The 12,573-nt window shown below is 46.2% G+C and carries 7 protein-coding genes; 5 read left to right on the top strand and 2 right to left on the bottom strand.

The annotated features are described in order from the left end of the window. Positions 1-19: 19 nt before the first annotated feature. From H8S64_RS01405 to H8S64_RS01385, 5 genes are all read left to right on the top strand, one after another. Positions 20-3,532: an ABC transporter permease gene (locus tag H8S64_RS01405; protein WP_186974653.1), complete on the top strand. Its 3,513-nt coding sequence runs from the start codon at positions 20-22 to the stop codon at positions 3,530-3,532. Positions 3,533-3,592: 60 nt separating this feature from the next. After that, the gene (locus H8S64_RS01400) at positions 3,593-4,672 is read left to right on the top strand and encodes an efflux RND transporter periplasmic adaptor subunit (RefSeq protein ID WP_099291054.1); all 1,080 of its coding nucleotides are present in this window, start codon (positions 3,593-3,595) and stop codon (positions 4,670-4,672) included. A 220-nt stretch (positions 4,673-4,892) separates the two neighbouring features. Continuing rightward, complete coding sequence (locus tag H8S64_RS01395; protein WP_186974652.1) at positions 4,893-8,024, top strand: efflux RND transporter permease subunit; 3,132 nt, start codon at positions 4,893-4,895, stop codon at positions 8,022-8,024. A 12-nt stretch (positions 8,025-8,036) separates the two neighbouring features. Beyond that, positions 8,037-9,449 (top strand): TolC family protein, encoded by a 1,413-nt coding sequence (locus tag H8S64_RS01390; protein WP_186974651.1) that lies wholly within the window; start codon positions 8,037-8,039, stop codon positions 9,447-9,449. 161 nt (positions 9,450-9,610) lie between these two features. Beyond that, a complete protein-coding gene (locus H8S64_RS01385; RefSeq protein WP_186974650.1) occupies positions 9,611-10,327 on the top strand; it encodes a head GIN domain-containing protein in 717 nt (238 codons plus the stop codon). A 101-nt stretch (positions 10,328-10,428) separates the two neighbouring features. Here the strand turns inward: H8S64_RS01385 and H8S64_RS01380 are convergent, their stop codons facing one another. Both H8S64_RS01380 and H8S64_RS01375 read right to left on the bottom strand, forming a co-directional pair. Next, entirely contained in the window at positions 10,429-10,812 is a 384-nt protein-coding gene (locus H8S64_RS01380; protein WP_186974649.1) for an endonuclease domain-containing protein, read from the bottom strand. Positions 10,813-10,889: 77 nt separating this feature from the next. Continuing rightward, positions 10,890-12,236 carry a S41 family peptidase gene (locus H8S64_RS01375; protein WP_186974648.1) on the bottom strand — a complete coding sequence of 449 codons (1,347 nt, stop codon included), beginning with the start codon at positions 12,234-12,236 and terminating at the stop codon, positions 10,890-10,892. Positions 12,237-12,573: the final 337 nt, after the last annotated feature.

The following is a 12,573-nucleotide window of genomic DNA, read 5'->3' as shown; positions in this document are numbered from 1 at the left end:
ACTTTTAAATGCTGTCATCATGAATCTTCACAATTTGAGAACGGTTGCCGCTTACAACTCTAGGCTATTGCTGCGGAGTTGGTTGTTTCGGATCTTCTTTTTACTGACGTTCTGTTGTATTATTTTATACCAAATATTGATTCAGTCGAATCTTTTTATGCTATCGAATAGCGGGTTAATTAGCCTGTCTTCGTTTTTCCCTTACATGAATGCTTATTTGTTCGCGGGATTGCAGGCTATTCCGTTGATATTTCTGGCGGGAATGTTTCTGACGAAGGAGAGGAAGCTGGATTCGATGGACACGATCTATTATCGTCCGGAGAGTAATGCCGAGTATGTACTGGGTATGGCTACCGGGTTCGCGGGGGTGTTTATCGTGATGGCGATTGTATCTTTGTTTTTCGGTTCTTTGCTGCATCTTTTTGCCAGTAGCTCCCCGATGAACGTGTGGATATATTTGTTTTATCTGGTTACTTTGATTATTCCGGCATTGATTTTCATGGTTGGACTCTCTTTCTTTATCCATACTTGGGTACGTAATCAGGCTTTGAGTATTTTACTCCTTTTGATGGTTGTCGGATTTACGATTTTTTATGCCGGGGGCATGGGACAAGGTGTTTTCGACCCGTTCGGACATAGCTTGCCGAATACTTTCTCGAGCGTGACGGGACATTCGGATTTGACCGGTTATCTTTTACAGCGGTTGTGTTGGTTGCTTGTCGGTTTCGGTTTTCTCGGATTCACGGTGTGTTTATTCAAGCGACTTTCCAATCGTCCGGTGAACCGGGTACGCGTGATGGGATTTTCTATTGCTTGCATGATAGCGGGTGTTATGGCGGGAGGTCTTGTTTATTCTTTTCACTCCCAAAAAATCTCCGTGAGAAAGGTTTACACGGAGACTTACAATAAATATAATAACGTGCCGAAAGGCAGCGTGACACGTCATGATATACGTTTCGAACAACAAGGTGATGAAATGAGCGCGAAAAGTACTCTATTGATACAGAACCGTACACGGGAAACATTACCGGAGATTATTCTTTATTTGAACCCGGATTTGGAGGTGCTTTCGATCAAGGGGGATTCGGATTTATCGTTCGAGCGGGAGCGACAAGTGATTCGGGTACGAAGGGAATTACAACCTGACGAGGAGATCGTGCTGACGGTAGTGTACCGGGGTGGAATAGACGAGCGGATATGTTACTTGGGAGTGCCTGATGATATCGTGTTCGAGCAGGAAAGTAATGCTTATTTGAAATGCCGTTACGGAAAGAGGTTCATGTTTTTGGATAAGAATTTCACTTTTCTGACACCGGAATGTCTGTGGTATCCGACAACGACACCGCCCGTGAATCCGGCTCACCCGTATGACGTATCCCCGGAGTTCACGTTCTATTCGTTGCAAATATCGAACCCGGGCGAACGGACGGTTATTGCACAAGGGGATGAGGAAAAAACGGATAACGGGTTACATTTCACGAATCACCTTCCATTGCCGGGAATTTCACTTTGTATCGGCGGTTACGAGAAAAGGGAGATAACCGTTGATTCCGTGCGATATGAACTTTATCTTTTCAAAGGGCATGATGATATTTTGAGGGGCTTGGAGGCGTTGTCTGATTCATTGCCCGGGTTAATCCGGGAGATGCGGGAAACTGTCGAGTATCAGATGCGTCATTCTTATCTTTATTCCGGTTTGAAGTTGATTGAAACGCCGATAACTTTAGCGAGTTTTTTCCGGCAGGAAAAAGGGACGAGTGAATATATCCAACCCGAGATGGTCTTTCTGCCGGAACGGGGAGTCGGGGTTTGGTCTGATCACAAGGCGGTAATGGAAAGGACAATGAAGGTGATAGCTTCCGTTGCAGGTTTTGATAATATGTCCGAAATGGACAGACTCCGGCAAATGGTTCATGGGAGTTTGACTAATTTATTGACAAGTGCCACGACCATGAATTATGATCGGGGGCAGATACTTATGCGGTGGTTTGGTCCTTCGGCAATCAAGAATGTGGCAGGAAACAATCTTTCGACACGCAACAGTTTGTATTATGCCGCTTCTATGTTTTACGATTATTCGCTTTGTTTCCGGTCAGGTGATTATTCGATTATTAACGCGGTATTATTGAACATATTAAAGAGTCGCTCACGAGATTATTCCGGCCAGATGGCGGAAGAACGTGCTCTGAATTACCTTTCTTCTCATAGTTTTGAAGAGGCTTTCCATGACGGAGAACTTGATCCGGTTGTTTTGTTTCGTGTATTACGGATGAAATCAAAAGAGCTGGTCAGGAGATTGGCTTTAGGAGATATGACAGAAGAGCAGGTCGTCGATTTCTTGGATGGATATATCGCGACACATCGTTTCCAAAAGATTGATTTCGACCAGTTTGATGAAACCTTTGCACGGGAATTCGGCGTCCGTTGGCGGGATGTATTGCCTTCTTGGTACACGAATAAGCGATTGCCTGAATTTTGGATAAAAGATTTTAAAGCGGCGTCCGTGGGTGCAGATAAAGAAAAGGCGGATGAGATGAATAGAATTTTATCTCTTATAGGTAATGGAAGCGTGTATATAGATGGATTGAGCGGCAGTGCCTCGAGGGTGCGTCTTACTATTTTTAATGATAGTGATGTGGACGGGGTGGTATCTATCGAAGCCCGGAAGACAGAGGGGCGTCCCTCTTCCGGCGGTTCCGCTTGGAATTTCGGAAGAAGAATGGAAGAGTCTACCATCACTCGTAATTATTTGATAAAAGCAAAGAGCGGGAAGGAGATCGTGACTAATTTTGACGAGGGTATGATTACTTTGAATACTAATCTTTCTTTGAATATTCCGACAACTCTGAGTGGAGAGAGAGGGGGTACGACAGATGATAAAACCGGCGATAACGAGAGAGAGCTCGGGCGCTCTTATTTTCTCCTCGGTGAAAACGTGACCGTGGTAGATAACGAGGAAGAGGGTTTCCGTATTGTACAGTCTTCATCCAAGAAGCGGTTACGCGATTTGTTCGCCAAGGAGCCGGAGAGTAAATATCTGCGCCAGAATAGGTCGATACAGCTCATGGATGGAGTGGAAGTACGACCGGGATACGTACAAAATGAGAGTGCCTACGGGCTTTCCAAACGTACTCATGCCTTTATGATGCAAGGCGGGGGTGCAAGTATGGAGTGGGTTACCCGGATCGAAAAGGAGGGCGAATATGATGTTTATGCTTATATTCCGCCAAAGATGAGTGCTTATAGAGTCGATAAGGAAAAGCAGGGAAAAGGTATAACCGCCGGTTTTTCCATGGTGACCGCATTTTCGACAACAGAGAGTGATGCGGGATTTAGGCAATATTATACCTTGACAAATGGCAATGAGGAAAAAGAGGTTGTCGGGGAGTGTGACGGGACATTCGGTTGGATATTATTAGGACGATACCGGCTTTCTCCGGGCGAATGTAAAGTCGTGCTGACTGACGAGGGGGAGGCGGATCAGGTGCTTTTAGGTGATGCCGTCAAGTGGGAATATATAGAGGATAAATGATTTTATAGAAACTTTAACACGGGCTTTTGAGTATATATAGTCGATTTAAATGACATATATATGAACAAGACAGTGTTTTCGGTATTGAAATGGGCTTCCGTGTCGGGACTTTTGTTGCTCGTATTTTCCTGCCGTAGGGCTACGCCCGGTTTGGAGATAGCGCAACTGGTAAAGACAGCGGAGGTGCAGAAGTATGAAGGGGAGAGTAGTACGACTTTTCCGGGGAAGATAAAAGCGGCTTCCGACGTGCAGCTGGCTTTCCGGGTAGCGGGTCCTATTTTACGTTTCAACACAGAGGTGGGAGAGTATGTGCGGAAGGGACAAGTGCTGGCAGAGATAGACCCTAGGGATTACAAGTTGCAGTATGACGCCACGAAGGCGGAGTACGAGCAGGTGACGGGAGAATCGGATCGGGTGATCGAGTTGTATCACCGGAAAAGTGTCCCTGTAAATGATTATGACAAGGCGGTTGCAGCGAAGCAACGAATTGCGGCATTGTATCATGCCCACTTGAATGCCTTGAATGATACGAAACTGAAAGCCCCGTTTGACGGGTATATTCAAAAGAAATTTTTCGATGCCCACGAGATCGTGAACACGGGGACTCCCGTGTTGTCCATGATTAATAATGATTACTACGAGGTAAATATAGATATACCTTCCAGTGATTTTATCCGTCGGGAGAGTTTCGAGGAATTTTATTGCGAGGCGGACGTGTACCCGGGGGTAAAGATTCCTTTGGAATTGCTGGATATGACACAACAGGCGAATTACAATCAATTGTTCAAGGTCCGTTTCCGGATGAAACCGGAGTCCGATCTGAGTCTGGCGGCAGGGATGAGCGTTAGCGTGACGATTCGTTTTACTCCCGGGCAAGCAGGTCTTGCTGTTGTTCCCATTTCTTCCCTTTTCCAGAAAGAGAATAAGTCGTATGTATGGGTGTATGACACCGCGAAAGAGGTCGTGGGGATGCATCCTGTTCAGATTGTGGAACTGCATAAGGACGGACAGGTAATTGTCGAATCCGATCTGTCGGACGGGACGGTGATTGTTTCGGCAGGAACCAATACTCTTAAAGACGGACAGAAAGTACGGCGATTGACTCCCGTGTCTTCTTCCAACGTGGGAGGACTGCTTTAATTTTAGATTTAAGGATTTTAGATTTTAGATTGAACTCCTCCGTCGGCATAGCCGCCTCCTCCTCTCTAAACAGAGGAGGAGCGGTGAATCTTACCGAAGACGGTGAGTATTTTAGTTCTCCCTCTGTTTATAGAGGGAGTCCCCGAAGGGGGAGGGAGTTTGAAATTAACTTGCAACTTGCAACCTGATAACTTGCAACGTTGCCTAGCAACAATATATTATGAACTTTACGGAATATGCATTAAAGAATAGAGCTTTTGTCTACTTCTTCGTTTTCGTTTTGGTAGTGGGGGGAATATACTCGTTTTTCACGATGAGTAAGTTGGAAGATCCGGCGATTACCGTGAAGCAGGCTATGGTGGTGACGGCCTATCCGGGGGCTTCTGCCTATCAAGTGGAGTTGGAAGTGACGGACGTACTGGAGAAAGCGATTCGTTCCATGGGCGATTTGGACCACGTGTCCTCTCGTTCGATGGACGACGTGTCGGAGATTATGGTGGAGTTGAGCAGTACGGTTCCGTTAGCGGAATTGCAGCAGAAGTGGGATATTTTACGAAGAAAAGTGATGGGTGTACAATCCCAACTCCCGGATGGTGCCCAACCGTCTATTGTTATGGATGATTTTGGGGACGTGTACGGTATGTTTTATGCCATGACGTCCGACGGTTTTGATTATCAGGAGATGTCCGACTACGCCGAACTCGTCCGGCGTTCCGTGCTGGATATTGACGGGGTGAGCAGTGTGGACGTGTACGGGGAACGGCAATCATGTATAAATGTCGAGTTCTTGGAAGACAAGATGGCAAACATGGGAGTTCACCCGGCAGAGATAATCATGACGCTCAACGGACAGAACAAAACCGTGTACTCCGGTTATTTCGACAGCGGGGAGAAACGGGTACGTGTAAACGTGAACGGGGCGTATAAGGCGATCGACGACATCCGGAACTTGCTTATTAAAGGGCACGAGGAGGATCAGATACGACTTTCGGACGTGGCGCAAATCACGAAAGGATACGTGGAACCCCAGCGGGAAGGCTTGATATATGATACTTTACCGGCAATAGCTATATCCATTGCCATGGAAACCGGGGGAAATATTCTCGAACTGGGTAAAAAAGTGGATGACAAGCTGGCAGAATTGAAACAAGAGATTATTCCGGCGGGGATAGATTTCCAGAAGGTTTTCTTTCAGCCTGCCAGAGTACGGAGTGCCATTAACGTGTTTATGGTCAATCTGATCGAATCGGTGATTATCGTGATTCTTGTCGTGATGCTTTTCATGGGTTTCCGGAGCGGATATATTATCGGGACAGGATTGGTGATCGTGGTTTTAGGATCGTTGCTCGTGTTATACATGATGCACGGTACGTTGCAGCGGGTTTCGCTCGCTTCTTTTATCGTGGCGATGGGAATGCTTGTCGATAACGCTATCGTGATAACGGACGGTATTCTGGTCGATTTGAAGAAGGGAATCCCGAAACCCGCCGCGCTGGTTAATATCACGAAGAAGACCGCTTGGCCGTTACTCGGGGCTACAACAATCGGTATCTTGACTTTCCTGCCGATATTCCTTTCTCCCGACACGACGGGCGAATACGTTCGGGATTTGTTTATCGTGCTGGCAGTTTCCCTGTGGTTGAGTTGGATTCTTGCCCTCGCTTTCGTGCCAATCCAAGCCGATCGGGCTTTGCGGGTGAAACCGGGCGAGGTGGAGGACGAGCAGAAGATGTACAGTACCCGGACGTACCGGGCGTTTCGTTCCACGCTGCAATTCTCGGTACGCCATCGGGTGTGGGTACTTGGCGGGGTGATTCTTGTACTTGCCGTCAGTGTATATTTGTTCCGATTCATACAACAGGGCTTTTTCCCCGATTTGAGTTACAATCAATTGTATATAGAATACAAGATGCCATACGGTACGAACCCTCAAACGGTGAAACGTGATCTGGCGTCGATACAAAGTTACCTTTCAAGTCAACCGGAGGTCACGACCGTAACCACGAGTCTTGGGGGAACCCCGTCACGTTACAATCTGGTACGTACGGTCGCCGAACCCGCGCTCAGTTACGGGGAGTTGATCGTGGACTTCACTTCCCCCGAAACCCTGAAAGCAAATCTCGATACCTTGCAGCGTTACCTTTCCGAGCATTACCCGGAGGCATACGTGCGGATGAAGCAGTACAACCTCATGTACATGGATTTTCCCGTGCAGTTTATGATTACGGGACCCGATCCCGCTGTGTTGAAAAGGCTTTGTGCCCAAGTGGAGGAGATCATGAAAGAGGATTCGACCACGGTATTGGTGACGAATAACTGGGGACCAACCACCCCTGTGCTTAACGTGGACTACTATCAGCCGATTGCCCGGGTGGCGAATCTTTCCCGCGAGGACGTGGGACTGGCTTTATTGGCAACGACCGACGGGTTGCCCGTGGGTTCGTATTACGAGGGAGAGCATGATTTGCCCATATATATCAAAAGTATCGGGAAGGATCGGCAACGTCCCGGAAAGTTGAATAACGTTCCGGTGTGGAGTCTGGTGCCCTCGACTAATATGTTGAATATTGAAACGGTGAAAGAACTGATGGCGGGGATGATATCTCCCGACGAAGTGATGACAGCCGTGGCGGGTTCTACCCCGTTGAATCAAGCTACAAACGGTATCACGGCCTCGTGGGAGGTTCCCGTGGTGCGCCGTTACAACGGGCAGCGTTCCATCTCGGCCGAATGTAACAATGCCCCGGGATACACGGCAAACGACGTGCGTAACAGTCTTTTGCCCAAGATCGAGCAATTGAATATCCCGCCGGGTTATTCCACGGAATGGCAGGGGGAATACCTTGCGAGTACGCAATCCAAGCAATACCTATTCAAGAATGTGCCTCTCGGCATCGTTCTCGTGTTGGCAATTCTTATTGCCTTGTTCAAGGACTTCCGTCGTCCGCTAATGATTATTCTTTGTTTGCCGCTTGCCATTACCGGGGTGGTGCTCGGGATGCTTCTGGCGGGTAAGGAATTTGGATTCGTGGCTATCGTGGGAGCCCTCGGATTGGTCGGTATGATGATCAAGAATGGCGTTGTACTTGTCGATGAGGTGGATATCCAGATTCGATCGGGGAAGGATAAAGTGCTCGCTTTACTCGATGCTTCGTCTTCCCGTTTGCGTCCGGTGTTTCTGGCGGCGATGACCACGATTCTCGGTATGATTCCCTTGATTAACGATGATATGTTCGGCTCGTTGGCGGTAACTATCATGGGTGGATTGTTTATCGGTACGGTGGTAACGCTCGTTATCCTGCCCGTGTTGTATTCTCTCTTTTTCAAGATAAAAATGGAGCGGAAAAATTAAAATCATAGTATCATGAAATATTGTATCATTATAATAATCTTTTTGGCTGCATTTCAGACGCCTCGTGCCCAGCAGAAACTGGATTTGAAGCAATGCCGGGCTATGGCGCTTGATTACAGTAAACAACTCTCCATCGCCGAGCGGCAGAAAGAGAAAGCGATTTGGACAAAGAAAGAGTACCGGGCGAACTATTATCCCCGTCTTTCTGCTTCGGGAACGTATTTCTACTATCAGAAAAAACAGGAGTACAAATTATCCGGGGGATACCTTCCCACTTATGTGCCGGACGAGAGTGGCAAGTTGCAGCCGAACGTGATCATGGGGGGTGACGGCAAACCGGTCATGGGTACTGACGGCAAGCCCCTTTTTCACGAGTATGCCTTTTTGCCCGATATCCCGATTACCCTTTCGATGAGAGGGGTATATATGGCGGGAGTGCAATTACAGCAACCGATCTTCATGGGGGGTAAAATACGGGCAGCACATCAGGCGGCTAAATTCGGTGAAGAGTTGGCGGATGAGAATATCCGGCTCAATCGTTCGGAAGTGCTTGTCGAACTGGAGCAGGCTTACTGGCAATATGTCCGTGTGCAGGAGCTGGTTTCTGTGGCTCGGAAATACAAAGAGGTCACGGGTGAACTGGTGAAAAACCTAGAGGATGCCCGTGACGCGGGTATGGCTCCGTTGAATGATGTATTGAAAGCGCAAGTGAAACACAACGATGCCTTGTTACAACTGCAACAAGCACAACACGGTCGGACGCTGGCAGGCATGAATCTGTGCCGTTTGATCGGGTTGGAGTTGAATACTTCTTTGGAATTGACCGATACTCTTTCGGGGACAATAACACCGGGTATTTTGTCATTACCGGATGAACTTAGTCAGCGTCCCGATTATAATATGCTTGAGAAACAGGTTGAAATGAAGCGTAAAGAGGTGAATGTTACCCGTTCCGATTTCCTTCCGCAAGTGGGTGTTATGGCAGGTTACAGTTACGGGGGCGGTTTAAAATTGAACGGTGATAATTCCAACTCTGCCTCTTTCAGTGCTATGGCTTCGGTTCAAATACCGATTTTCAACTGGGGGGAAGGACGTAACAAAGTGCGGGTAGCGAAAGCCGAGGAAGAGATTACCCGTTTGAATAAAGAGAGGATGAGCGAAATGATGCAACTGGAGATATCCGGTAATCGTTTTAAATTGAGCGACGCCCAGACTCGTGTAAACCTTACCCGGTCGGCTCTGGCACAGGCGGAGGAAAACTTGAAAGTTTCCCGCAACCAATATGACGTCGGCATGGAGAGTCTGACCAATCTTCTTGAGGCTCAAGCACAATGGCAACAAGCATGGAGTGACTGGGTGGATGCCAAAGCGGCTTTGAAGGTTTGTGAAACGGAGTATTTGAAATCGTTGGGAAAATTAGAGTAGTCCGTAAGGTCTATAAGGTCAAAAGTCCATAAGGTCATAGGTGTCCTTCGGACAAAATTGAAACGGCAGCTTATGCTGCTGTTGATATAGCGCCCCGCAGGGGTCCAAGACTTTTGACCTTATGGACTTTATAGACTTTATAGACTTATAAACTAAACACCATGAAAAACTTATTATTACTATTAGCGTTATTGATTGTCGGGACTGCCGTCGCGCAAGTCAAACGAATCAAAGGAACAGGGTATCTTTTAGTACAGGCACGGGATGCCAAACAATCTTTCACGAAAGTTTCCGTGCAGCGGGGAATCACGTTGTACCTCAAACAAGGTACGGAATTCGGGATCACGATTGAAGCGGATGATAATATCATCTCGTACGTGAAAACGGAAATAAAGAACGGTCAGCTAAACGTGTTCCTTGACCCTAATGTCATCATTCGTAGTTTTACCGCTATGAATGTATCCGTGGCGGCGCCCGATATAACTGATATTAACGTGGAATCGGCGGCAAGATTAATCGGAAGTTCCCCGTTGAAAGTGAATAAATTGGATATAAATGCTTCCGGGGCAGCAGTCGTGAAATTGGAAGTAGAAGGAAAAGAGTTAGACGTGGAAGCCTCTAATGCCGCTAAATTGGAATTGAAGGGAGCGGTCGATCACTTGGAACTGGAACTTTCTTCCGCTGCAACTTTAAAAGCGTGGGATTTACGGGTAACCGATTGCGAAGCGGGAGTCAGCGGGGCAGCCAAAGCAGAGGTATACGTGTCGGGCACGCTGGAAGTGCAATTATCATCGGCCGGATTGCTTGTGTATGACGGCAATCCCCGTATCACGAAAAAAGATGTAAGTGGACGGGGCGCTCTTGTCAAAAGGAAGTAAAATATCCTCCTTATACGGGACACGATCACTTGTTTTTATATTATAATGTTTTCTTGCGTCCCGTTTCCCCTCCTGTGTAAGGAGGGGTGGGGGTGGTAGTTCTATTTCGACCTATTCTCCAATTGCCTTTGTATTTCCTCAATTACAGCTTCCGTGTGATATAATATGTCTTCATTATCAAAATGTATAATTCGTATTTTGGCAATTTCTTTTAAATATTCCTCACGCTCCAAATCGTATTCTTGTCTAATGACATCTTCGTGTACTTTTCCGTCTAGTTCTATTCCTAATCGGGCGATAGGACAATAGAAATCTAAAATATATGAACCAATCCCGTGTTGTCTACGAAATTTAAATTTGTTTACTTGTTTCTTGCTTAAATACTGCCATAGTATTTTTTCGGCAAGAGTACTATTATTGCGTAATTCTTGTCGTAGAAATTTATGTTTTTTTGAGTTTTGATATGGTCGTGGAGTTGTTGTCACGAGTTTTTTTTTGGTGTATATGCTTGATAACTACCACCCCTGCCCCTCCTTGCACAGGAGGGGAAACCGCTTGGTTATTATTTTTTCCCGTGGTCTTCGAATATCACGACGGATGAAGCTTTTTCGGGAATGATCCGGTTGTATTTCTCCACGGACATACTTCTGGATTTTAGTGCTACCGGAGTTTTCCCGGGAATCAGAGCGAGAGTCGCGGCAAGCAACGGATCGTTTACATCGTCCAGTTCATACCGGTGCGGGAATGGTTCGGGTATGTATTCTTTCGGTTGAATACCTCCCCGTACGGATTCGCCGCGGCTATTCGTGTAGAGCAGGGATATCAACGTGATATTCCAACCTTGCAGGTCACTTTCCGTCGGGGTAAACGTGATACCTCCCATGTTTTTCCCGACAGTGGGAACACCAATGACATTAACTTCCATGTAAGGAGATAAAGCACTGATAAGCAATTCAGAAGCTGATGCGGTTTCTTTTCCTGTAATTACCCACAAGCGCGATAAGTTCAAGCGGGAATCGGCGGGAACCGTTTTGTCGAAACGTTCTTCCAGTTGTTCCGGTATATCTGCATATTTCTCTTGATACACGTCGTTCCATCTTTTGTGTATCAGAATTTCTTCACTTTCCACGACACTTTCCGGGGCTATAAGTGAACACAAGCGTTTAACAGCAAGCATATATCCGCCGGAATTATAGCGCAAGTCAAGAATTAATTCCTCGATACCTTCTTCTTTTAGTTTTTGGAAAACGTTGTTCAATTGAAGTAGTGAAGTGGTGTTACGGTACACGAAACTGGAATACGCGATATGACCGATCTTACGTTCCTCGTGGTCGATAACGCCGTATGCGAGTATAGGATTGATAGTGAAATTCTGTGCGGTCAGTTCTATCGTCTTGTAAGGTTCCGATACTTCATCCTCGGACAACCCGATAGATAAAACACTCTTGTAATAAAGATTTGTATAGTTTTCCGTGGTAATCTTCTTACCGTCCATTCGGGTAATCAGGTCGCCTCGTTTTATTCCTGCTTTTGCTGCCGGAGAATTGTCATACACGAAATTCACTTCGGCAATGATGTACCCCTTGTCTTCCCAAAAATTGAGATGATAACCGAATCCGTTCTCGTATCCGCTGGCATCGGCAATTTCACCGAATCCCTGTGATTTAGTGATACGTGACCATGGATCTTTCTCGTATTTCATGTTGGCGAAATAGGTTAACGGATCCAAATCTGCTTCTATCTTTTTATCCTTGACTTCATCTGCCCAGAAATACTGGTCTGTCATCTTGTCTTTCGTGAACGTGTTGATGCGCTCGTAGGTACGAGATGGGGGCGACGGTCGGACTGATGTGTCCTCGCAACCGATCAGAAGACCGATAAGAACCAGAAAGAAGCAAATTCTATACATATTTCATCGTTCTAATTACAAAACACAATATTACGGAATTTTGATGAATTTCCATGCACGAGAAAGTAAGAAAGTTTTATTGGTCTATATTTATGCATATTTATTCAATAGTCAAGCGAGGCTAATATTTTGTGATTCCCGAGAGATTCTCTGTAAAGTGTCCACGTGACGCTTGGTTGTTTTGGAAGCGTTTGATTTATAATGTCGTGCAAGAGAATTCTATTTTTCTTCAAAAAAATGGCATAAATACTTGTTCGTTTGGAATATTAATGCATATATTTGCAAACTCAATAAATAAATATGCATATAGAGAAAACGGAAAATGATTTGAATGATT

This window comes from Butyricimonas hominis (genome assembly GCF_014287455.1).
In the GTDB taxonomy this organism is placed as follows: Bacteria; Bacteroidota; Bacteroidia; order Bacteroidales; family Marinifilaceae; genus Butyricimonas; species Butyricimonas muris.
Note: the sequence above shows the minus strand (reverse complement) of the source record. Positions and strands in the feature narration are given on the sequence as shown.

What these genes read in the sequence shown, in the direction of transcription:
- H8S64_RS01385 (WP_186974650.1), top strand. Translation starts at nt 9,611, where the DNA reads ATGAAAAACTTATTATTACTATTAGCGTTATTGATTGTCGGGACTGCC.
- H8S64_RS01390 (WP_186974651.1), top strand. Translation starts at nt 8,037, where the DNA reads ATGAAATATTGTATCATTATAATAATCTTTTTGGCTGCATTTCAGACG.
- H8S64_RS01405 (WP_186974653.1), top strand. Translation starts at nt 20, where the DNA reads ATGAATCTTCACAATTTGAGAACGGTTGCCGCTTACAACTCTAGGCTA.
- H8S64_RS01375 (WP_186974648.1), bottom strand. Translation starts at nt 12,236, where the DNA reads ATGTATAGAATTTGCTTCTTTCTGGTTCTTATCGGTCTTCTGATCGGT.
- H8S64_RS01400 (WP_099291054.1), top strand. Translation starts at nt 3,593, where the DNA reads ATGAACAAGACAGTGTTTTCGGTATTGAAATGGGCTTCCGTGTCGGGA.
- H8S64_RS01395 (WP_186974652.1), top strand. Translation starts at nt 4,893, where the DNA reads ATGAACTTTACGGAATATGCATTAAAGAATAGAGCTTTTGTCTACTTC.